This window comes from Qipengyuania thermophila (assembly GCF_004153605.1).
Lineage (GTDB): Bacteria > Pseudomonadota > Alphaproteobacteria > Sphingomonadales > Sphingomonadaceae > Qipengyuania_B > Qipengyuania_B thermophila.
The window spans coordinates 245174-265957 of sequence record NZ_SDSI01000001.1; the positions used below are offsets into that span (position 1 = coordinate 245174).

At 69.8% G+C, this 20784-nt stretch carries 19 protein-coding genes and 1 tRNA gene; 13 read left to right on the forward strand and 7 right to left on the reverse strand.

Annotated features, from left to right (window positions below; genetic code table 11):
- Nucleotides 1–2: 2 nt before the first annotated feature.
- The 7 genes from ETO60_RS01190 to ETO60_RS01220 all read left to right on the forward strand — a co-directional run bounded on the left by ETO60_RS01190 (nt 3) and on the right by ETO60_RS01220 (nt 6762).
- Nucleotides 3–1013, forward strand: a complete 1011-nt coding sequence (locus ETO60_RS01190) for an NAD(P)H-dependent glycerol-3-phosphate dehydrogenase (RefSeq protein WP_130002013.1) — start codon at nt 3–5, stop codon at nt 1011–1013.
- Nucleotides 1010–2503, forward strand: a complete 1494-nt coding sequence (locus ETO60_RS01195; protein WP_130002015.1) for a lipopolysaccharide biosynthesis protein — start codon at nt 1010–1012, stop codon at nt 2501–2503. Before ETO60_RS01190 ends, ETO60_RS01195 begins: the two co-directional genes overlap by 4 nt.
- Before the next feature lie 74 nt (nt 2504–2577).
- The gene (locus tag ETO60_RS01200) at nt 2578–3378 is read left to right on the forward strand and encodes a hypothetical protein (RefSeq protein WP_130002017.1); all 801 of its coding nucleotides are present in this window, start codon (nt 2578–2580) and stop codon (nt 3376–3378) included.
- Between the two features lie 67 nt (nt 3379–3445).
- Nucleotides 3446–3808, forward strand: a complete 363-nt coding sequence (locus tag ETO60_RS01205) for a response regulator (RefSeq protein ID WP_130002019.1) — start codon at nt 3446–3448, stop codon at nt 3806–3808.
- 100 nt (nt 3809–3908) lie between these two features.
- Nucleotides 3909–5093, forward strand: a complete 1185-nt coding sequence (locus tag ETO60_RS01210; protein ID WP_234026255.1) for an acyl-CoA dehydrogenase — start codon at nt 3909–3911, stop codon at nt 5091–5093.
- Entirely contained in the window at nt 5093–5755 is a 663-nt protein-coding gene (maiA, locus tag ETO60_RS01215) for a maleylacetoacetate isomerase (protein WP_130002021.1), read from the forward strand. Before ETO60_RS01210 ends, maiA begins: the two co-directional genes overlap by 1 nt.
- The gene (locus tag ETO60_RS01220; RefSeq protein WP_130002023.1) at nt 5752–6762 is read left to right on the forward strand and encodes a fumarylacetoacetate hydrolase family protein; all 1011 of its coding nucleotides are present in this window, start codon (nt 5752–5754) and stop codon (nt 6760–6762) included. The genes maiA and ETO60_RS01220 overlap by 4 nt, the downstream gene beginning before the upstream one ends.
- A 97-nt stretch (nt 6763–6859) precedes the next feature.
- On the opposite strand, the gene ETO60_RS01225 is transcribed toward ETO60_RS01220, so the two are convergent.
- Entirely contained in the window at nt 6860–8023 is a 1164-nt protein-coding gene (locus ETO60_RS01225) for an acyl-CoA dehydrogenase family protein (RefSeq protein WP_130002968.1), read from the reverse strand.
- 110 nt (nt 8024–8133) lie between these two features.
- Between ETO60_RS01225 and ETO60_RS11345 the strand changes: the two genes are divergently transcribed.
- The 3 genes from ETO60_RS11345 to ETO60_RS01240 all read left to right on the forward strand — a co-directional run bounded on the left by ETO60_RS11345 (nt 8134) and on the right by ETO60_RS01240 (nt 10843).
- Nucleotides 8134–9198 carry a flavin reductase family protein gene (locus ETO60_RS11345; RefSeq protein WP_234026256.1) on the forward strand — a complete coding sequence of 355 codons (1065 nt, stop codon included), beginning with the start codon at nt 8134–8136 and terminating at the stop codon, nt 9196–9198.
- A gap of 85 nt (nt 9199–9283) precedes the next feature.
- A complete protein-coding gene (locus tag ETO60_RS01235; protein WP_130002025.1) occupies nt 9284–10327 on the forward strand; it encodes an SPFH domain-containing protein in 1044 nt (347 codons plus the stop codon).
- 9 nt (nt 10328–10336) lie between these two features.
- Entirely contained in the window at nt 10337–10843 is a 507-nt protein-coding gene (locus ETO60_RS01240; RefSeq protein ID WP_130002026.1) for an NfeD family protein, read from the forward strand.
- Here the strand turns inward: ETO60_RS01240 and ETO60_RS01245 are convergent.
- Nucleotides 10831–11778: a complex I NDUFA9 subunit family protein gene (locus ETO60_RS01245; RefSeq protein ID WP_130002028.1), complete on the reverse strand. Its 948-nt coding sequence runs from the start codon at nt 11776–11778 to the stop codon at nt 10831–10833. The two genes, ETO60_RS01240 and ETO60_RS01245, sit on opposite strands and share 13 nt — an antisense overlap.
- A gap of 254 nt (nt 11779–12032) precedes the next feature.
- On the opposite strand from ETO60_RS01245, the gene ETO60_RS01250 reads away from it, so the two are divergent.
- Nucleotides 12033–12119: transfer RNA gene (locus ETO60_RS01250), tRNA-Leu, on the forward strand.
- A 56-nt stretch (nt 12120–12175) separates the two neighbouring features.
- Here ETO60_RS01250 and ETO60_RS01255 read toward each other — a convergent pair.
- The gene (locus tag ETO60_RS01255) at nt 12176–14047 is read right to left on the reverse strand and encodes a TonB-dependent receptor domain-containing protein (RefSeq protein WP_130002030.1); all 1872 of its coding nucleotides are present in this window, start codon (nt 14045–14047) and stop codon (nt 12176–12178) included.
- A 270-nt stretch (nt 14048–14317) separates the two neighbouring features.
- Here ETO60_RS01255 and ETO60_RS01260 point away from each other — a divergent pair, with 270 nt between their 5' ends.
- On the forward strand, nt 14318–15484 hold the full coding sequence (locus ETO60_RS01260; RefSeq protein WP_130002032.1) for a hypothetical protein: 1167 nt from the start codon (nt 14318–14320) through the stop codon (nt 15482–15484).
- Nucleotides 15485–15540: 56 nt separating this feature from the next.
- Here ETO60_RS01260 and ETO60_RS01265 read toward each other — a convergent pair whose 3' ends face one another.
- Nucleotides 15541–15960, reverse strand: a complete 420-nt coding sequence (locus ETO60_RS01265; RefSeq protein WP_165362077.1) for a rhodanese-like domain-containing protein — start codon at nt 15958–15960, stop codon at nt 15541–15543.
- Nucleotides 15961–16003: 43 nt separating this feature from the next.
- The gene (gene acnA, locus ETO60_RS01270; protein WP_130002036.1) at nt 16004–18676 is read right to left on the reverse strand and encodes an aconitate hydratase AcnA; all 2673 of its coding nucleotides are present in this window, start codon (nt 18674–18676) and stop codon (nt 16004–16006) included.
- Nucleotides 18677–18879: 203 nt separating this feature from the next.
- Here acnA and ETO60_RS11160 point away from each other — a divergent pair, with 203 nt between their 5' ends.
- Nucleotides 18880–19038, forward strand: a complete 159-nt coding sequence (locus ETO60_RS11160; RefSeq protein WP_165362078.1) for a hypothetical protein — start codon at nt 18880–18882, stop codon at nt 19036–19038.
- Here the strand turns inward: ETO60_RS11160 and ETO60_RS01275 are convergent.
- Nucleotides 19035–19916, reverse strand: coding sequence for a DMT family transporter (locus ETO60_RS01275; protein ID WP_130002038.1), 882 nt, complete (start codon nt 19914–19916; stop codon nt 19035–19037). The genes ETO60_RS11160 and ETO60_RS01275 overlap by 4 nt on opposite strands.
- Before the next feature lie 123 nt (nt 19917–20039).
- Nucleotides 20040–20777 (reverse strand): murein L,D-transpeptidase catalytic domain-containing protein, encoded by a 738-nt coding sequence (locus ETO60_RS01280; protein WP_130002040.1) that lies wholly within the window; start codon nt 20775–20777, stop codon nt 20040–20042.
- Between the last annotated feature and the right edge of the window lie 7 nt (nt 20778–20784).

Genomic DNA, 20784 nt, shown 5'->3' on the forward strand with positions numbered 1-20784 from the left:
ACATGCCGGCCATCGGAGTGCTGGGCGCGGGCGCGTGGGGAACGGCGCTGGCGCAGATGCTGGCGAGCGACGGATCGTCGGTGCGCCTGTGGGCGCGCGACCCGGCGCTTGCCCATGCGATCACCGCGACGAGGCGCAACGAACGCCACCTGCCGGCGATCGTGCTGGCGCCGCAGATCGACGCCACCGCCGCGCTGGACGCGGTGGCGCGCTGTCCGGTGCTGCTCGCCGTGGTTCCGGCGCAGGTGATGCGCTCGGTCCTTGCGCGGCTGCCCGACCGGCCTCGAGATCTGGTGCTGTGCAGCAAGGGCATCGAGCGGGAAAGCGGCGCGCTCATGCACGAAGTCGCGCGCGCTGTCCTTCCTTCCGCCACACCCGCCGTGCTGTCGGGGCCGACCTTTGCCCACGAGGTCGCCGCGGGCCTGCCCACAGCCGTCACCCTGGCTTGTTCCGGCGGCAAGGCGCAGTGGGAACGTCTGTCGCCGGCGCTCGCCCGGCCCGCCTTTCGTCCCTACTACACCGACGACCTGCTCGGCACGGAGATCGCCGGCGCGGTGAAGAACGTGCTGGCAATCGCCAGCGGCCTGGTCGACGGGCTGGGGCTGGGCCAGAACGCGCGCGCGGCGATGATCGCGCGCGGCTTTGCCGAGCTGCTGCGGCTGGGCGAGGCGACCGGCGCCCGCCGCGACACGCTCACCGGCCTGTGCGGACTGGGAGACCTCGTGCTGACCTGCACCTCGGCGGCGAGCCGCAACTATTCCCTCGGCCTGGCACTGGGACGGGGCGAGACGGCGGACGCGCTGCTCGGCGGCGCCCATGCCCTGACCGAGGGTGCGCACACGGCTCCCGTGCTCGTCACGCTGGCACAGGCGCACGGTGTCGAACTGCCGATCGCCGCCGCGGTCCGCGACATCCTTGCCGGTGCGGAGCCCCGCGACGCCGTGGACAGGCTCCTTGCCCGCCCGCTTCGGCCTGAAGCCGGCCCGGACGCGGCGACGCGCGCCCGGCCGTGAGCGCCACCGCGCAAAGCGACATCGCCGCGCTGGCCCGGGGCGGACGCACGAACCTGCTCGGCTTCCTGCTGCGGCTGCTCGCCCGCCTGCCGTTCCTGTTCATCGCCGGGCGGCTCTACGGGGCCGATGCGCTCGGGAGGTTCGCCTCGGCGCTGGTGGTGGTGGAACTGGTCGCGCTGCTGTGTTCGCTGGGCGAGAAGCGCGGACTCGCTCAGCGTCTGGCCGAAAGCGACGAGCCGCCCGCGCATCTCGTCGCCGACGCGCTGCTGCTGGCGCTGCTGCTCGGGAGCGGGGCGGCGCTGTTCTTCTGGTGGGTGCCGCAGCCGCTGTTCCCGGCCGGCAGCTTCACGAAGCTCGACAAGCTGGTCGTCGTGGCCATCCCCGCTTACGCCATGACGGAAATCGTGCTGGCGGCGCAAGCCTACCGTTTCGACGTCGCCACCACCGTGCGCGCCCGTGCCATCGTCGAGCCGTGGACGATTTCCATCATGGCCGGCGTGCTGTTCTTCGTTGTGCCGGAGGCCGGATTGCCGCTTGCCTATGTGCTGTCGGTGCTGGCCGGTCTCGTTGCCGCGCTGGTGCCGTTTGCGCGCAGCTACGGCTGGCCTCGCGGCTGGCGTCCGCGGCCGCGCGCGCTCCACGCCCTGACGTGGAGAGCGCTGCCGCTGGCGGGCGCGGACGTGGTGGAGTGGGGCACGCGGCGCATCGACATCTTCATCCTCGGCCTGTTCGCCGCTCCGGCGGTCGTCGGCGTCTATTACGTGGCGCAGCAGGTCGCCTCACTGCCGCAGAAGCTCAAGACCAGCTTCGAGCCGATCCTCGGCCCGGTCATCACCCGCAACCTCAAGCTCGGCGATCACGCCGCGATCGCCGCTCAGGTGCGACAGGTGGGCTTCTGGATCATCGCTGCCCAGGCCGGCATCGCGCTCGCGCTGGCGATCCCCGGCGAAGCCATCATGGGGCTGATGGGTCCGAACTTCGTCGGCGGCACCGGCGCGCTCGCGCTGCTGCTGGCGGCCGAGGTGGTTGCCTCCCTCGCCGTCGTGGCCGAAGCCGCGCTCGTCTACATGGCGCGCCTGCGCAACCTCCTGCTGTCGGTGGCGACCATCGTGTTCCAGGCCGGATTGACCGTGGCGGCCATCCATCTCATCGCCAGCCAGGATGTTCCGGCGACCTGGCAGGGTGCGGGCGCCGCGGGCGCGCTGTTCGTGGCGCTGGGCATCGCCTCGCTCATCAAGGCGGCCATGCTGGGCCGGCTGCTGGGCGAACCGGTCGGGAACTGGCGCTGGCCCCTCCTGTGGGCGGCGGGGCCGGCGGCGTTTGTGGGCTGGCTGGCGACCCTGCTGCCCGAATGGGCCGAGCTGGCCTTCGGCGTGCCGGCGGTTCTCGCGACCTACGGGCTGATCATCTGGCGGTGGGGTTTCGGGCCGGACGACCGCATCCTGTTCCGGCGCAGCCTTGCGGCGCCCGAGCCGGCTCCGTCCGGTTGATTGAACCTGTCGGCGGTGCCATGCGTTGCACAGGCGACGGCCTGCATCTGCGGGCGGTGGTGCGAGGTGGGCGTATGATCGAGTGGGTGGAAGCCAACTGGCTGCTGGTCGTCCTTGCCGTGCTGTTCGCGGTGGCGATCGCATGGTATATCTTCAACGCGCGCCGCCGCACGCGGGTGGTGTCGGACAGCACGGATGTGCTCGACGAAGGCGCTCCGCCCGCCCGGCGCAATCAGGCGCTGCTGGATGCGCCGCCGCTTGCGGTGCCGGGCACCGGGCCGCCGGCGGCAGGCGATCCGGCGGGCTCGCCGGCCGTGCAGCGTGATTTGCGGACACCGGGCGAGGCTGCGGCACAGGCGGCATCCGCTCCGAGCGGCGATCCAAGCGATGAGGTGGCCGGTCGCGGGACGGCCTCGCCGCCCCTTCCGGGCGCGCTCGGCGGCGCCGACGTCGCCATCACCGCTGCCGGCGGCGCGTCCGCCGCCATCGCCCGTGCCGAGCAGGCCGAGCGTGAGGAGTTCGGTGCCGCGCCGACGGACCCAGACGAGCCTTCCGGGCTTCCGCCCGAAAGCAGTGCGGCCGAGACGCTGGCCGAGGCCGTCTCGCTGGTCGAGCCGCCAGCCTCGCCGTTGCCGGACGGTGGCGAGTTGACCCGGCTCAAGGGCATCGGCCCCAAGCTCGCCCTGCGCCTGGAGGAGCTGGGCATCACGCGGATCGAGCAGATCGCGCAGTGGACGCCGGAAGAGGCGGAACGGATCGACGCGCAGCTTGGCCGCTTCCAGGGACGCATTCATCGCGACGGGTGGATCGAGCAGGCGCGCCTGCTGAGCAGCGGCGATGCGGCCGGGTACGAGGCGCGGTTCGGTCGTTTGTAAGACGAGGCGGAACCTTTCCCGCCTGCGCGCGTATGCGTCCGATGCCCCGCCCGCGAGGAGTGATGCGATGAAGGAGCACCCGGTCGTCCTGGTCGCCGAGAATGAGCCGGTGATCGCCCTCGACCTGCGCGACACGGTCGAAGAGGCGGGCTACATCGTCGAAGGGCCGCATGAACGCGTCGACCAGGCGATTTTGGCGGTGCAGGCCAACCGGCCCGACCTTGCCATCCTGGACATCGAACTGGATGACGGAATGGTGTATCCCTTGGCCGAGCGGCTGGCCCAGGAACAGATTCCTTTCATTTTCCACTCGGGCCGCACCCCCTTGCCCGACACCAGCGATCGTTTTCCCGGCGCCCCCATGCTGGCCAAGCCTTGCCCGCCTTCCGAGATGCTGCGCGGCCTCGAGGCTGCCTTGGCGCATCGCTGATCCGCCCCCCGTTCCCGTCGCCCGTCCGCGCCGCACCGGCTGCACTCTTGAAGCGGGTCCGCTTCGGTGCAATGAGCCGACCGGCAGCTGAGGACTACGGATGGCCGGCATGATCCCCTTCGACTGGAGCGACCCGCTCGGTCTCGACGACCAGCTCAGCGACGAGGAGCGCATGGTGCGCGACACGGCGCAGGCCTTCTGCCAGAGCGAACTGCAACCGCGGGTCGTCGACGCCTATCGCGACGAACGCGACGCTCCGGAACTGTTCCCCATGATGGGTGCGGCCGGCCTTCTGGGTGCCACCATTCCCGAGGAATACGGGGGCGCGGGCGCGTCCTATGTCGCCTATGGCCTCATCGCCCGCGAGATCGAGCGGGTCGACAGCGGCTACCGTTCCATGGCGTCGGTGCAATCGAGCCTGGTCATGTATCCGATTTACGCCTTCGGTTCGGAGGAGCAGCGGCACCGCTATCTCCCGCTGCTCGCGCGCGGGGAGCTGATCGGCTGCTTCGGCCTGACGGAGCCGGACGCCGGCTCCGACCCGGCCGGGATGAAGACGGTGGCGCGGGCCGATGGCGACGGCTTCGTGCTGAACGGATCCAAGACCTGGATCTCGAACGCGCCCTTTGCCGACGTGTTCGTGGTGTGGGCGAAATCCGAGGCGCATGACGGCGCGATCCGGGGGTTCGTGCTCGACAAGGGCACTCCCGGTCTCAGCGCACCCAAGATCGACAACAAGCTCAGCCTGCGCGCATCGACGACGGGGATGATCGTCATGGACGATGTGCGCGTGGGCAAGGACACCCTGCTTCCGGATGTGACCGGGCTGAAGGGGCCGTTTTCCTGTCTCAACCGCGCGCGGTACGGCATCTCCTGGGGCGCCATGGGCGCGGCCGAGTTCTGCCTTCACGCCGCGCGGCAGTATGGCCTCGACCGGCACCAGTTCGGGGTGCCGCTCGCCTCGAAGCAGCTCTACCAGAAGAAGCTGGCCGACATGATGTGCGACATCGCTCTTGGCCTGCAGGCCAGCTTGCGGGTCGGGCGGCTGATGGACGAGGGCCGGTTCGCGCCGGAGATGATCTCGATCGTCAAGCGCAACAATGTCGGCCGGGCGCTGGAGATCGCCCGCCATGCCCGTGACATGCACGGCGGCAACGGGATTTCCGGCGAGTACCAGGTGATCCGTCACATGATCAATCTGGAGACGGTGAACACCTATGAAGGGACACACGACGTCCACGCCCTGATCCTGGGCCGCGCCATCACCGGGATCGCGGCGTTCTGATGAAGCTGCACGGCTACTACCGCAGCTCCACGACCTACAGGTTGCGCATCGCGCTCGAGCTGAAAGGGCTGGCCTACACGGTGGTGCCGGTGAACCTGCTCGAGCAGGCGCACAAGGCGCTGGACTTCACCGCCCGCAACCCCTTCGGCTCCGTGCCGGTGCTGGAGGTTGACGGCCGCTGGCGTGCCCAGTCGCTGGCCATTCTCGAATGGCTCGAGGAAGAATGGCCGCAGCCGCCGCTGCTGCCGGCCGGCGGCGAGGCGCGGTTCGTCACCCGCGAACTCGCCTATGCGATCGCCACCGAACTTCACGCACCGCTTAACCTGCCGGTGCTGCGGTATCTCAAGGAGCCGCTCGGTCACGCCCAGGACGAGATCGACACCTACTACCGCCATGTCCTTGCCCGCACCCTCACGCCGGTCGAGCAGCGGCTGGAGAGGCTGGACACGGGCGATTTCCTTCACGACGCGCCGGGGCTGTTCGAAGCCGTGCTCGTCCCCCAGCTCTACAACGCCCGGCGCTTCGCCTACCCGGTTGACGATCACCCGCGCCTTGCCCGCATCGAGGCAGCCTGCCTTGACCTGCCCGCCTTCCGGCGCGCCCATCCCGACGTCCAGCCGGACAATCCCGCCGCCCCTTCATCGGAGAAGACCACGCCATGAAACTCGCCACGCTCAACACCGGATCGCGCGACGGGCGGCTGGTGGTGGTTTCGCGCGACCTCACCCGCTACTGCGAGGCGGACAACATCGCCCCCACCCTTCAGGCGGCGCTCGACGACTGGGCGAGAACGGCACCGCTGCTCGAGGCGCTCTACCGCGATGTCGAGCACAAGGCCGTCCCGTGCCAGCGGTTCCACGAGCGCGAGGCGCACTCCCCGCTGCCCCGCGCCTACCAGTGGGCCGACGGCTCGGCCTACATCAACCACGTCGAGCTGGTCCGGCGCGCCCGCGGCGCTGAAGTGCCGGCCTCGTTCTACACCGATCCGCTGATGTACCAGGGCGGATCGGACTGCTTCCTGCCGCCCCGCGGCGACATCCCGCTGCGCGACACAGCGTGGGGTTGCGACATGGAAGGCGAGGTCGCGGTCATCACCGACGACGTGCCCATGGGCGTCACCGAGGAGGAAGCTGCCGAGCACATCAAGCTGGTGATGCTGGTCAACGATGTCAGCCTGCGCGGGTTGATCCCGGACGAACTGGCCAAGGGGTTCGGCTTCTTCCAGTCGAAGCCCGCCTCCGCCTTTTCCCCCGTCGCCGTGACGCCGGACGAGCTGGGTGACGCCTGGCGCGGCTGCGTGGTCCATCTGCCGCTGATGGTGGACTACAATGGCGAGCCTTTCGGCCGCGCCAATGCCGGGGAGGATGCGACCTTTTCGCTGGCGCGCCTCATCGCACACGCCGCCAAGACGCGCGACCTGTGCGCAGGCTCCATCATCGGCTCGGGGACGGTGTCGAACCGCGATGCCGATGGCGGTCCTGGTCGCCCGGTCAGCGAAGGCGGGCGCGGCTATTCCTGCATCGCGGAAATCCGCACCATCGAGACGATCCGCGACGGTCAGCCCTCAACCCGCTTCATGGCGCCGGGCGACGTGGTGCGGGTCGAGATGCGCGACGCGCGCGGGCAGTCGATCTTCGGCGCCATCGAGCAGCGCGTCGTCGCCGCCTGAGGGAGCGGAGAGCGGGTCAAGGCTGCCGTTCACCCCGCCCCGCCGGCGCGGTGGCTCTGGCCTGACCCCGCAGCCCGCCCGCCCGGCGCGCGTCCTGCTACATGCTGCGGGCGATGAGCATCTTCATGATTTCGTTCGATCCGCCGTAAATGCGGCTGATGCGGCTGTCGCGATACATCCGGGCGATCGGATAATCGTTGATGTAGCCGGCGCCGCCATGAAGCTGCAGGCACTTGTCGACGACTTCGCTCTGCAGCTCGGTGATCCAGTACTTCGCCATGCTGGCCGTCGCGACGTCCAGCTTCCCGTCAAGCAGCCGCGCGATGCAGTCGTTGACGAAGACACGGCTGGCGGTGCCCTTGGCCTTGAGGTCGGCGAGCACGAACTGCGTGTTCTGGAAGTCCCAGATGGTCTGGCCGAACGCCTTGCGTTCCTTGACGTAGTCCACCGTCACATCGAGCGCGTGCTCGATGCCGAGCTGCGCCTGGAGAGCGATGACCAGACGCTCCTGCGGCAGTTCTCCCATCAGCTGGTAGAAGCCGCGCCCTTCCACACCGCCGAGGATGTTCTCGCCCGGCACGAACACGTCGTCGAAGAACAGCTCGGAGGTGTCCTGCGCGTCCAGCCCGATCTTGTCGAGCTTCTTGCCCCGCGCGAACCCTTCGGCCCCTTGCGTCTCCAGAAGAACGAGCGAGATGCCCTTCGCCCGCGCCTCTGGATCGGTCTTGGCCACGACGATGATGAAGTCGGCAATCTGCCCGTTCGAAATCCACGTCTTGGAGCCGTTCAGGCGGTATCCGTTGCCGTCCTTCAGCGCCGTGGTGGTGATCGCCTGAAGATCCGAGCCCGCACCCGGCTCGCTCATGGCGATGGCGCTGACGAGTTCGCCGGAAACGAGGCGCGGCAGATACTTGCGCTTCTGCTCCTCGGTCCCGTGGCGCACGAGATAGGGCAGGATGATGACGTTGTGCAGGCTTGCGGCGAAGCCCTCGGCGCCGTGTTTCGTCACCTGCTCGACCACGACCATGTCGTGCCGGAAGTCGCCGCCATGCCCGCCATATTCCTCCGGCACGCTGACGCCGAGCAGCCCGGCCTCGCCGGCCTCGCGCCAGAAATCGCGCTCGACCTGTCCGTCTTCGCGCCACTTCGCGATCCGCTTGGCCGGCGCGGCGCGTTCGAGGAACTTGCTTACGCTGTCGGAGAACATGGAGATTTCCTCGTCCTCCATGAAGGCCGGACGGGGAATGTCGATGACGGGCATGGGCAGTTCCTTGCAGTGGACGTTCGGGACGGTCGGCATGATGTGCCAAACGCCGGCCTGTCGGGCAATGCCGCGTTGCCAGCGGTGCAGGGGCGCACTAGGCAGGCGACGTGATCGCTCCGCTGCTCGACCCCGCCGGACGTCCTTTGTCCGCCTATCGTGCGGGCGCGGGCGATGCGCCGCTCGTGCTGCTGGTGGCGCACGACGCGGCAACGCAGCAGCGCTGGCATCGCTGCGCCGAGGCGCTCGCCGATGCCGGACGGCAGGCGCTGGTGCTCGGCGCCGAGGCGCTGTGCGGCGACGCGGCGCTGCAGGTCGCCACCTTGAGGGCGGTGCTGCGCCAACTGCCTGCGCGCCCTGCGATCGTCGCCGCCGGAGCCGCAGCGGCGCCGGTGCTCGCCGCGCTGTCGGGCGGAGAACCCGACCCCGCCTCGGCGCTGGTGCTCATCGATCCGCCGGACCCGTTGTGCGACGACGCGTCCATCGGCGCGCGGGCCTGCCACGCGGCGGGCACCCTTGCGCTCCCCGTGCTGGTCCTCGCCAGCGACGGCGCGGAGGCGGCGGCGCTGGACATCCCCGCAGCCGAGCACGCATGTCTCGCCGACGGCGCGGGTGAGACGCAGGATGCGTTCGACGCCCAGCTGATCGAGTTTCTGGAGCGCCGCGTGCCCCGCGCGCCGATCGACTATGTGGGCGGGTCGGACCAGCGCACGCTCCGCGACGCGCTCGGCACCTTTGCCACCGGGGTGACGGTGGTGACCGCCACCGCCCCGGACGGCACCCATGTCGGCCTGACCGCCAACAGCTTCACGTCCGTCAGCCTCGACCCGCCGCTGCTGCTGGTCTGCCCCGCACGGTCCTCCTCCTCCGCCCCGATCCTGGCCGAGGCGGAGTTCTTCGCCGTCAACGTGCTCCACATCGGCCAGCAGCCCGTCTCGACCCTGTTCGCCACCCGCGGCGCCGACCGCTTTGCGGACACCGCCATCGAACTTTGGGAGCGCGGCGTGCCGATCCTGCCGAACTCCCTCGCCTCGTTCGAATGCCGGCGCCATGCCGCGCACGATGCGGGCGACCACTTCATCCTCGTCGGCGAGGTGGAGCGGGCCCGCTACGCCCCGCAGCGCGATCCGCTGCTCTATTTCCGGGGCAAGTACCGCCGGCTGCATTTCGCCTGATGCGCGAGGGCCGCGCGGTTTCGCTTTCACGCGTTCCCCCGTCCGGCTACACTTCGCTCTGAACACGCCGGGGGAAGGGGCGCTTATGGAATATGTTCTGATCGGTCTGGTGGTGCTTGTCGTCATTTTCCTGCTGATGGCGGTGACGACGGTGCGCCAGGGGTTCGTCTACACCATCGAGCGGTTCGGCAAATACACCAAGGCCGCTGAGCCCGGCCTCCACCTCATCGTGCCGCTGATCGACCGCGTCGGGCATCGCATCAACATGATGGAGCAGGTGCTCGACATTCCGGGGCAGGAGATCATCACGGCCGACAACGCCATGGTCGGGGTCGACGCCGTGGTGTTCTTCCAGGTGCTCGACGCGCCCAAGGCCGCCTACGAGGTGTCGGGCCTGCAGAACGCGATCATGGCGCTGACCACCACCAACCTGCGCACGGTCATGGGGTCGATGGACCTCGACGAAACCCTCTCCAAGCGCGACGAGATCAACGCCCGGCTGCTCGGCGTGGTCGATCACGCGACCTCGCCCTGGGGAGTGAAGATCACCCGGGTCGAAATCAAGGACATCCGCCCGCCGCTCGACATCTCCGAGGCTATGGCGCGGCAGATGAAGGCGGAGCGCCTGAAGCGCGCCGAAATCCTTGAGGCGGAAGGGGACCGGGCCAGCCGCATCCTGCGCGCTGAGGGCGAGAAGCAGTCCGCCATCCTCAAGGCCGAAGGCGCGCGCGAAAGCGCGTTCCGCAACGCCGAAGCGCGCGAGCGCGAGGCGGAGGCCGAAGCCAAGGCGACGCAGATGGTGTCCGACGCCATCGCCGGGTCGGGGGTGTCGGCGATCAACTACTTCGTCGCGCAGGACTATGTGAAGGCGCTGGGCAGGTTCGCCGACAGCCCCAACGCCAAGACGATCCTGATGCCGGTCGAAGCGACGCAGATCCTCGGCTCGCTCGGTGGGATCGGCGAGCTTGTCCGGGAAACCTTCGGCGAGCGGGAGCCTGCGGGCACACCGCCGTCGTCCGGTCCCGCCGCGAGCCGCGAAACCACCCGGCAGCTGTCGCAGGCATCTCCTGAGCCGGTCGGCCAAAGGTCCGCCGCAACCGGCGTGCCGCGCACCGGCGAGCGGACGTAAGGCTCCGCGATGAACGGCATCGATGGCATCGACGCGCACTGGCTGTGGGCGGCGCTTGGCCTTGCCCTGTTGACGGCGGAGATGCTGGTGCCCGGCGTTTTCCTGCTGTGGTTCGGTCTCGCCGCGCTTGCCACGGCCGTGCTGGTGTTCGCGACCGATCCCTCGCTTCCGGTGCAGATCGTGTCGTTCTCGTTTCTCGCGCTGATCTTCGCCTACAGCGCCAAGCGGTTCGTCACCGACCGTCCGATCGCAAGTTCCGATCCGCTGCTCAACAACCGCGCGGCGCGGCTGGTCGGCGAGGTGGCGGTGGTGTCGCTCCCGCTCGACGGAGGTCGCGGGCGGGTGCGCCTTGGCGACAGCGAGTGGCAGGCCGAAGGGCCCGATCTGCCGCTTGGCGAACGTGTCCGGGTGACAGGCACGCGGGGCACCGTGCTGCTGGTTGAACGCAGCTCCGGCCCGGTCATCGAGATCCGCAAGAACCCTGCCGACGACGCGGCGGGCGATCAGCGCTTGTAGTCGGGGTTCTTGGTCGCAAAGCGCCCGTGGCGGCGATACGGCACCATCCACTCGTCGAGAAACAGGTCGAGCGGACGCGGCGTAATGCCGAGCTCGGCAAATCCGGGCCAGGAGCCAGACACTCTCGTTCCGGCTTTCAGCATCAGCCACTGGTCCCGGCTCATCGGCGAGCCGGGAAGGCTGGCGAACAGCCCCGATGCGGCGTCGGGCATCGGCACGAAGGTGCGGCGGCGGCGCTGCGCCCTGGCGATCCGCTCGTTCAGCTCCAGCATGGTGAGCGTGTCCGGCCCGCCCAGTTCGAAGATCTCGCCCCCATGCCTCTCCGGATGTTCGAGCGCGGTGGCGATCGCTTCGGCGACGTCGTCGACGTAGACAAGCTGGAGCGGAGCGTCGGGGCCGAACACCGGCAGCACGCGGAACCGGCGGATCAGCCGGGCGAACATGGTGATGAAGCCGTCGTCGCGGCCGAACACGATCGTGGGGCGGACCACCACCGCCCGCGGCTGATGCTCGCGGACCAGCCGTTCGCCCAGCGCCTTGGCCCGCGCATAGGCCGTCGCCCCTTGCGGGTCGGCGGCAGTGGCGCTGACGTGGACGAACCGATCCACTCCCGCGGCCGCGGAGAGCCGGGCCATGGTGCCGGGCGCGTGCCCCATGAGCAGGTCGAGATTGCCGGCAAACGCCCCGACCAGATTGACCACCGCTTGCGCTCCGGAGAGCGCGGCGGCGATGTCGGGCTCGCGGGTGATGTCGCAGCGCACCGCCTGCATCTGGCCCAGATTGGCGAGCGGGCGCAGCCGGTGCGCGCGCGACGGATTGCGGCTCGCGATCCTGAGCCGCGCACCGCGTGCGAGCAGGGTGGCGGCGACATAGGTGCCGATGAAGCCGTCCCCGCCGAACAGCGTGACCAGCCTTCCTCTGAGATCGCCGTTCATAATCCGCCTGCTCGTCCCGTCCGGTGTCTTGCGGCCGCGGCCTTGCCGACCACCCCCGGTTGCCGCCCCGCCACAGTGTCCGCGCCTGATGGCTCAAGCGCCGCGCGCGTGCAAGGGGCTGCGGGGCTGTAGCGAGGCGCGGACCGCCCGGCTGATCGAGCGCGGGCGATTTGCGCGTTGACAAGCACGCCCGCCCGCCGCTAACCGCGCCCCACTACCGCGTCGACAGGGCGAAGAAGCCATGCCGACACCGTGCCCAGATGGCGGAATTGGTAGACGCACCGTCTTCAGGTGGCGGCGGTCGCAAGGCCGTGGAGGTTCGAGTCCTCTTCTGGGCACCACTTTTCTTGGCTTATCCGTGCAAGCCCGGCCCGTGCGCCAGCAATGCCCGGCTGCGCTACACGTCGGCGGAGAGGGACAGCGTGAACGTCCGTGGCGCGTTGAATTCGTAGGCGCCGCTGCTGACCGGGCGCCATTCGAAGACGTTGGTGAGGTTCGTCACCTGCAGGCGCAGCATGGCGGGCGCTTCGCCGAGCGCGAAGCGGTAACGCAGACCCGCCTCCAGCGTCGCGACGGCGGGCAGGCGCACTTGGTTCTGCCGGTCGCCATATCGCTCTCCGCGCGCGCGCAGACCGGCCGTCAGGGTCAGCCCCTCCACCGCTGCCAGATCGTAATTGGCTGACACGGACACGAGCGTCCCCTCCTGTCCCACCGGCCGCCGGCCGATCCTCCCTTCCTCGACCGGCGCGCCGGACACTTCCGGGTCCATCAGCACCGCGCCGGCCACCAGCGACAGCCGCGGCACGGGCGATCCGGTCAGGCTGAACTCGAAACCCTGGTGACGCACCTCGCCCAGCTCGACGAAGACGTTGTTCTCGTCGGCCGCGAAATAGGGCTTGCTGATGCTGAACGCGCCCGCGACAAGGCGCATGCCGCCGGGCATGGCCCACCGCACGCCGCCGTCAATCTGACGGGTGAAGATCGCCGGCAGCACCTCGCCGCGATTGGCGGCGCTGTCGGGCGCGGTGCCGCTCTCCTCGAGGCCGCGAGTGTAGCCGCCATAGACGACGAGCGGACGCGAAGGGTCGCTCGCCGCCATCGCGCTGAGCAGCCAGGCCCGGTCCCGGACTGCGCTCGCCGGACTGGCCGGCGCCCGCACCTGCTTGCGGTAGTCGGTCCGCTGCACCCCGAGCTGGAGTGAGCCGAGCCTCCGCCACTGCAGCCCGTAGGCGACGCCCGGCGTCCACTGGCGGATCTGCTCATGCGTCTGCGGTCCGAACGCGAAGTCGGGCTCATCGGGTCCGAGCGGCGCGGGCGCCGGCTGGCTGCCGAGGTCCAGCACTGCTCCGCCGCCGTAGCGGTTGGCGCGTTCCCGCCCGCGCAGCATCAGGGCGAGACGGTGCCGGCGCTCCCCGTCCGCGAACACGCGGGTTGCGCGCACCTCGCCGCTGGTCGCCGCCTGACGCCGGTCACGCTCCGCAATCACGGTGCGGCGGACGCCTTCATCCCCGTCTCCCGCCGCGCGCACGAGGTCGGAGAAGGCAGTCCTGTTCTCCTGGGAGGAGCGGAACAGCCCGGCGGCAAGGCTCCACGGGCCGACGCTGCCGCGCGCCACGACGCCGGCATTGGTGCTGACGCTGCGCGCATCGGTCCAATCGGCGCCGACGAAGCGCCGGCGCGGCACCCGTGGCGGCACGGACGGGCCGCCGGCGACGTAGATCGCCTGCGCCTCGCGGTCGAGCCCGTCGATCCGGCTCCAGAACGGCGAGACGGTCACATCCGCACCCGAACGCCAGTGAAGCGCCGCCGCCTGGCTGATGAAGAAGCCGCCATTGCCTGCCGGCAACTCGTCGGCGTAGACGCCCAGCCCCGCCGTCATGCCCAGCCTGTCGCCGGCCAACGGCACTTGCGCGTCCAGCTCGACCCGCCCACCGCCGAACGGCCCGACGCCCGCAAGCACGGCAAGAACGGGTTCGGAGCCGACCGGCCGAAGCCGGAAGTCGGCGATGCCGGTGGGCGCGGCGAACAGCGTGTCCTGCGCCGTCAGCCCGACGCGCACCGTGCTCCCCGCCGTCAGGCGGTCGGTGAACCCGGCCGCGCGGTCGATGTACAGGTCCTCCAGCCGGACATTGCCGGCCGCGACCGGGGAGAAGCCGCGCACGTCGCCGGCGTTGTAGACGCCCGCACGCTCGTTGCCGACGCTGATGCCGAAGCCGTCCTGTGCCTGGCGCACGGGATCCTCGTCGACGCGCTGGGCCGCCGCCGGCATGCAGAGCAGCGCGGCGGATGCGGCGAGGAACCCTCGCGCAAGTGCATGAGAAGAGAGGAACAGGTGCAGCACTCCGCCGGTGATGAGAACGGCGCCCTGCCCTGCCCGCCTCCGCGCAGGCTGGCAAGGTGCGTTCGTCGGCGTCCTGACGTTTCCGCCGAAAGGTGCCCAAAGAGCCGGCGGACTGCGCCGCGCGGCTCGCGCGCATTGGGCCTTGCCGTCACCCTGCACATGTGAGAGCCTCTTCCGGCAAGGTTGGGGAGACAAGCCATGCTCGCGAGTGCACTGATGCTGCTGATGACTGCGTCCGCACAGGCGCCGGACCGGCAGGAGACGATCGTCGTGGTCGGACGCAAGGCCGAGGAGGAGCTGGCCGAGTGCCTGGCAAGACACTGTCCGCCGGCGGAGGAGATCGAAGCCTCGCTGCAGGCATCCGTGGAACAGTTCGCGGACGCGCGCTATGCCGACGCGCGCCAGACGCTGCAACGCGCCATCCGGCGCAACCGCCACCATGCCGCGCAGCTTCCGGGTCCGGTCTCCAGCCTTCACGCGACGCTCGCCACGGTGGCCGAGCACGAAGGAGACCGCGATCTGTGGCTCAGGGCGGAGCGCGACAGCGTTCTTGTCCTGCGCCGCCACGCGGGCCTGAACAACCCGGCCACCTTGATGCAGGAACTCACACAGGCCGACACGATGGTGCAGCAGGGGCTGAGCGTGGCGGCCGACGAAGCCTACGCTTCCGTCCACCGCCGTGCGCAGGCGGAAGGTCTGCGCGATCTGGCGGCAGCGGCGACGTTCCGTCGTGCTTACCTCGCCTACGCCCTCGAACGGTATGACCGCGCGCGGCGGTTGGCGGACGAGGCGGTGGCTGCCGCCGGGGAGAGGGCTGCGGATATCGAGGAGATGCGGGGCCTGCTGCACGAGCGGATCGCGTTCCGCCGCGGCGCGGACATTGCACAGGCCGACGTCGCGGCGCGGATGCGCCGATCACCCACGGACCGTCCGGTGCTGCTGTTCGCCGACAGGAAACTGGTTCAATCCCGCGTGGGCGACAGCGACCTCGACCGTGGAGCGAACCGCCTGCTGGACGACGGTTCGATCCGGTTCGCCGATGTGGGGTTCTGGATCATGCCGAACGGGCAGGTGGGTGAGGTCGAGGTGCTGCGTCAGTACGGTCTCGGGCAGCTGCGTTCCACGATCCTCGATCACGTCGCCACGCGTCAGTATGCCGCTCTCGACCTGCCGGCGGACCACCCGGGCATCTACCGGATCGAGCGTTTCACCATGCGCGGCGAACAGGAGACACCCACCGGGTCGCGGATCGCCATGCGGGCGGGCACGCCGCGTCTGCGCATCGTTGATCTCACCGAGACCGAAGCCATGAGCGATGTTCACCGGCAGCGCAGCCGGCAGCAGTCGGCAGCGCTGCCGAACTGACCTGCGAGGCGGCCTTCGGCTGCCTCTCTCGTGTCACGGATTGCCGCGCCGATGGCTCAGCGGCGGCGCGGATCATCCGCCGGCTGGTTGGCGATCGTGGGATAACCGGCCGCGGTCCACGCGCCGAAGCCGCCTTCGAGATGCCGCACCACGCCGCCGCGCAGGGCGACGAGGCGCTCCGCCGCCTGCTGCGAGCGCCGCGAGGTGCCGCAGTACAGAATGACCTCGCGCGTGCGGTCCACCGGCACCGCGGCGGCGTCGAAATGGGTGAGCGGCATGTTGAGCGCACCCGCGATCCGCCCGTCGGCAAATTCGTACGGGGTGCGCACGTCGATCAGGACGACCTGTCCCGAGTCGACCAGCGCCTTGAGCTGCGTCGCCGTCAGGGTGACGACGCGCGCCTGCGGCGCTGAGGCCGCCGGGCGCGCCGCAGACGGATCCGTCGCCGCGCAGCCGGTGGCAAGAAGCGCCGCCATCAGGGCGCCAGCAAGGCGTGGAGGAGACATCGATCGCGTCCTTTCAGGCGGCCAGCTTGCGGATCACGTAGGGCAGGATGCCACCATGGCGGAAATACTCCAGCTCGTTGGGCGTGTCGATCCGGCACAGCGCCGTGAAGGTGAACTGGCTGCCGTCGGCACGCGACACGTCGACTTCCACCTCCTGCCCCGGCTGGAGATCCGCGACGCCGCGCACCGTGAAGCGGTCGTCGCCCTTCAGCCCCAGCGAGGCGCGGCTCTCCCCCTCGCGGAACTGCAGGGGCAGCACGCCCATGCCGACAAGGTTGGACCGGTGGATCCGCTCGAAGCTTTCGACGATCACCACCCGCACCCCGAGCAGCATGGTGCCCTTGGCCGCCCAGTCGCGCGACGAGCCGGTGCCGTATTCCTTGCCGGCGATGACGACCAGCGGCGTGCCGTCGGCCTTGTGGCGCATGGCGGCGTCGTAGATCGGCATCGTCTCGCCCTTGTAGGCGGTCATGCCGCCCTCCACGCCCGGCACCATTTCGTTGCGGATGCGGATGTTGGCGAAGGTGCCGCGCATCATCACCTCGTGGTGGCCGCGGCGCGAGCCGTAGGAGTTGAAGTCCGCCCGCGCCACCTGATGCTGGCGCAGCCACTGCCCGGCAGGGCTGTCCTCCTTGATCGAGCCTGCCGGGGAGATGTGGTCGGTGGTGACGCTGTCGCCAAGGATGGCGAGCGGCATGGCGTCGACAATGTCGGTGAGCACCGGCGGGGTCATGGTCATGCCCTCGAAGAAGGGCGGGTTGGCGATGTAGGTCGAGCCGGGCTGCCACTGGTAGGTGTCCGACCCCGTCACCTCGATCGCGCGCCAGTGCTCGTCCCCGTCATAAACGTTGGCGTAACGCGACACGAACATCGATCGGTCGATGTTGGCGGCGCGCAGTGCGGCGATCTCGTCGCTGCTCGGCCAGACATCGGCAAGCATGACGTCGCGTCCCTGCTGGTCCTGCCCCAGAGGCGTCGTGGTGATGTCCTCGGTGACTGTGCCCTTGATGGCGTAGGCGACGACCAGCGGTGGCGAGGCAAGGAAGTTGGCCCGCACGTCGGGCGACACGCGTCCCTCGAAGTTGCGGTTGCCGGACAGGACGGAGGCGGCGACGATGTCGTTGCCGTTGATCGCGTCGCTGATCGGCTGCGGCAGCGGTCCCGAATTGCCGATGCAGGTGGTGCAGCCGTAGCCCACGAGGTCGAAGCCCATGGCGTCCAGATCGTCCTGCAGCCCCGCCTTGACGAGGTAGTCGGTCACCACCTGGCTCCCAGGAGCAAGCGAGGTCTTCACCCAGGGTTTTGGCTTCAGGCCGCGTTCGCGCGCCTTGCGCGCCACGAGGCCGGCGGCGATCAGGACGTCGGGATTGGACGTGTTGGTGCAGGAGGTGATGGCCGCGATCACCACGTCGCCGTCCCCGATCCGGTGGTCGCGCCCGTTCACCTCGACCCGGCGCGGCGCCGCCTTGCCGTAAACGGTCCTGAGGTCGCTGTTGAACAGCTCGTCCACATCCGGCAGCGACACCCGGTCCTGCGGCCGCTTGGGTCCGGCCAGCGACGGCACGACCGAGGCCATGTCGAGGTGCAGCGTCTTGGAAAAGACCGGCTCGTTGCGGGGATCGAACCACAGCCCCTGCTCGCGGGAATAGGCTTCGGTGAGGGCGATGACATCCTCGTCGCGCCCCGTCAGTCGCAGATAGTCGATCGTCTTGCCGTCGATGCCGAAGAAGCCGCAGGTGGCGCCGTACTCCGGCGCCATGTTGGCGATGGTCGCGCGGTCGGCGAGGCTGAGCGTCGCGACGCCTTCGCCGTAGAACTCCACGAACCGGCCCACCACGCCCACGTCACGCAGCATCTTGACACAGGTGAGCACGAGATCGGTCGCGGTCACGCCCTCGGCCAGCGCGCCGGTCAGATGGAAGCCGACGACCTCGGGGATGAGCATGGAGATCGGCTGCCCCAGCATGGCCGCCTCGGCCTCGATGCCGCCAACGCCCCACCCGAGCACGCCGAGGCCGTTGATCATGGTCGTGTGGCTGTCGGTCCCGACGCAGGTGTCGGGATAGGCGACCGGCTCGCCGTTCTGATCAGTGGACGACCAGACCCCGCGGGCGATGTATTCAAGGTTCACCTGGTGGCAGATGCCGGTCCCCGGCGGCACGGCGGAGAAGTTCTCGAAGCTCTTGGACCCCCATTTGAGGAAGTCGTAGCGTTCGGCGTTGCGGGCATATTCCAGCGCCATGTTGCGTTGCATCGCCTTGGGATGGCCGAATTCGTCCACCATGACGGAATGGTCGATGACGAGGTTCACCGGCACCTGCGGATTGATCCGGGCGGTGTCGCCGCCCAGCGAGGCGATGGCATCGCGCATGGCGGCGAGGTCGACGACGCAGGGCACGCCGGTGAAATCCTGAAGCAGCACGCGCGCCGGCCGGAACTGGATCTCCATGCCGGTCACCGGGGCGTACTGCCACGCGGCGATGGCGCGGGCGTGCTGTTCGCCCACGGTGAAGCCCCCGTCCTCGAAGCGGAGCATGTTCTCCAGCAGCACCTTGAGCGAGATCGGCAGGCGGGCCACGTCGCCCACCTTCTCGCGCGCCTTGTCCAGCGAGTAGTAGGCGTAAGCCTTGCCGTTCACGTCGAGGGTGGAGCGGGTGGAAAGGGTGTCGGTGCCGACCTGGGTCATGGAAGCGTGTCGTCCTTCGCGTCTGGTGCGGCAGGCCACCGTCCGGCGAAGAACGGCCGCGCCGCGTCTGCTGTGTCCCCTGCGCCGACACGCCCGCAAATGCAAGGACCGCTTGACCCCCCTCTTAACCTTGATTTAAGCAACTGAAGGGATTGTGGAGACGCGGCGGGTCGATGCCTCGCCCACGTCAGGGAGTCGCAGGAATGTCGGCAGAAACGGGTGTCGGAACGTCGCGCCGCTCGGTGCGGATTGCCATCGTGATCGCCTCGACGGCGGTCGGCTTGTGCTTTGCCGCCGCCTTCGGCCTGGTGCAGCAGCCGTTGAAGGCCGAAACCGCCCAGTCGGCGGCCCGCACCGACTAGACCAGATCCGGCAGCGGCCGGCGGCGCGCGGCGATCAGGCATCCCGTCACGATCAGAGCCGTGCCTGCCAGGGTCGTGAACGACACCCGCTCGGCAAAGAACCACCAGCCGAACAGCACCGCCCAGACGAAACCGCTGTACTCCACCGGCACCAGCCGCTGCGCTTCCGCCCGCGCGTAGGCCCAGGCCAGCGTCATCGCGCCGCCCACCGTCAGCGCGGCGGCCACCCCGATCGACGACAGTGCGGCGCTTTCCGGCCAGCGCAGCAGCCATGGCGCGGCGACGCCCAGCACAAGGGCGGCAACGCCGCCGTGGAAGGTGGCGATCTCCGCCGGCCGGGCGAGCAGGGCCTGTTGCCGCATCAGGATGAAGTTCCACGCATAAAGCAGCGTCGAGACGCCGATGGCGGCAAGTCCCTCCGCCGCGTCGCGGTCGAGCGCCTGCTGCCCGAGGCGCCCGCCGATGATCACCAGCGCGCCCGCGAACCCCACCACCGAGGCGAGCACCGCCTCGCGCCGGATCCTCTCGCCGAGCAGCACCGCGGCAAGGTACAGCGCGATGAGCGGCGCGACGAAGGAGATGGCGATCGTCTCTGCGATGGGCAGCTTGGTCAGGGCATGGAAGAAGGTGAGCGCCATGAACGCCGACACCGTGCCGCGCAGGAGATGAAGGCGCAGCGCCGCGCGTCCCGGCCAGCGGCCGCCCAGCACCAGCCACAGCGGCGCCATGAGGCAGACGGAGAACAGCGCGCGCAGCAGGGCGGCGCTGTAGGCTCCGGCCGCGAGCGAGGCGCCCTTCATGAAGGCGTCCATGAGCGCGAGCATGGCCACGCCCGCCAGCGCCGCAGCCACGGGCAGGATCGGTTCTCCGGTGCGCATGCGGCGCCGGCCTAGCCGGTTCGCGCGGGCGGGTCACGCGGCTTTCGGATGGCCACGCCCCGTCGCCACGCCACGGCGCCGCGGTGCAGGATCACGGCTGCGGACGGCTGCCGGCGCCGGCGGTCAGTACACGCCGGGGAGCAGCCTTGCGCGCCCGTGCGGCCGCTCCGGCAGCAGCGGCCGCAGATTGCCCGGCAGCCGCTGCGCCAGCGTGCCGTCCGGCTGCACACCGTAACTGTCGGCAAGGAGCAGCCGCCCCTCGGGCAGCAGGTTCAGGGCGTGACCGAACTCCGCCGGGTCCATGGCGAAGCACCCGAAGGAGCGGCCCAGCTTCCCGTGGCGCGCCACATGGCTCGCCCGGGCATACTCGGCCGCATGGGCGACGATCGCGCGCTGGCGGGCGTTGCTGTTGGTGGGATCCAGTCCGTCGAGGCGGAACGACGTGCCGTACTGCCCGTCATAGACCTCGCCGGTGCGGTAGGCGCCTCTGCTCGTCGCCAGCGAGCCGTCGGCGTTCGAATAGGTCTTGAGCCAGCCGTCGTGCTGGGGATCCGAACCCTGCCCGTGCGTGACGAGAAAGGACCGCACCCGGTTGAGGGCGAAGCTGAGTAGGTGAAGCCGCGGCTGCGCGGAGTGGTGCCCGAAGTCGACCACGGCCACGAGGTCGCGCTGCGGGATGCGGTTGCCGAGCCGGTCGAGCTGCGCGGTGGCGAGCGCGAAGAGGGTCCGGTCGCGCGGCCGCAGGGCCGACGGCGCCGCATACACCGGCGCCGACAGCGACGAGGGCACGGCCAGTGCGGCTCCCGCGCCGACCGCGCCTTTCAACACCGCCCGGCGGGGGAGGGGGTTGCTGATGGGCATGCCGCTC

Coding starts and splice junctions, on each gene's coding strand:
- ETO60_RS01190 (WP_130002013.1), top strand. CDS start 3: ATGCCGGCCATCGGAGTGCTGGGCGCGGGCGCGTGGGGAACGGCGCTG.
- ETO60_RS01200 (WP_130002017.1), top strand. CDS start 2,578: ATGATCGAGTGGGTGGAAGCCAACTGGCTGCTGGTCGTCCTTGCCGTG.
- ETO60_RS01205 (WP_130002019.1), top strand. CDS start 3,446: ATGAAGGAGCACCCGGTCGTCCTGGTCGCCGAGAATGAGCCGGTGATC.
- ETO60_RS01210 (WP_234026255.1), top strand. CDS start 3,909: ATGGCCGGCATGATCCCCTTCGACTGGAGCGACCCGCTCGGTCTCGAC.
- maiA (WP_130002021.1), top strand. CDS start 5,093: ATGAAGCTGCACGGCTACTACCGCAGCTCCACGACCTACAGGTTGCGC.
- ETO60_RS01220 (WP_130002023.1), top strand. CDS start 5,752: ATGAAACTCGCCACGCTCAACACCGGATCGCGCGACGGGCGGCTGGTG.
- ETO60_RS01225 (WP_130002968.1), bottom strand. CDS start 8,023: ATGCCCGTCATCGACATTCCCCGTCCGGCCTTCATGGAGGACGAGGAA.
- ETO60_RS01235 (WP_130002025.1), top strand. CDS start 9,284: ATGGAATATGTTCTGATCGGTCTGGTGGTGCTTGTCGTCATTTTCCTG.
- ETO60_RS01240 (WP_130002026.1), top strand. CDS start 10,337: ATGAACGGCATCGATGGCATCGACGCGCACTGGCTGTGGGCGGCGCTT.
- ETO60_RS01245 (WP_130002028.1), bottom strand. CDS start 11,778: ATGAACGGCGATCTCAGAGGAAGGCTGGTCACGCTGTTCGGCGGGGAC.
- ETO60_RS01255 (WP_130002030.1), bottom strand. CDS start 14,047: ATGCCGGCGGCGGCCCAGCGCGTCGACGAGGATCCCGTGCGCCAGGCA.
- ETO60_RS01260 (WP_130002032.1), top strand. CDS start 14,318: ATGCTCGCGAGTGCACTGATGCTGCTGATGACTGCGTCCGCACAGGCG.
- ETO60_RS01265 (WP_165362077.1), bottom strand. CDS start 15,960: ATGGCGGCGCTTCTTGCCACCGGCTGCGCGGCGACGGATCCGTCTGCG.
- acnA (WP_130002036.1), bottom strand. CDS start 18,676: ATGACCCAGGTCGGCACCGACACCCTTTCCACCCGCTCCACCCTCGAC.
- ETO60_RS11160 (WP_165362078.1), top strand. CDS start 18,880: ATGTCGGCAGAAACGGGTGTCGGAACGTCGCGCCGCTCGGTGCGGATT.
- ETO60_RS01275 (WP_130002038.1), bottom strand. CDS start 19,916: ATGCGCACCGGAGAACCGATCCTGCCCGTGGCTGCGGCGCTGGCGGGC.
- ETO60_RS01280 (WP_130002040.1), bottom strand. CDS start 20,777: ATGCCCATCAGCAACCCCCTCCCCCGCCGGGCGGTGTTGAAAGGCGCG.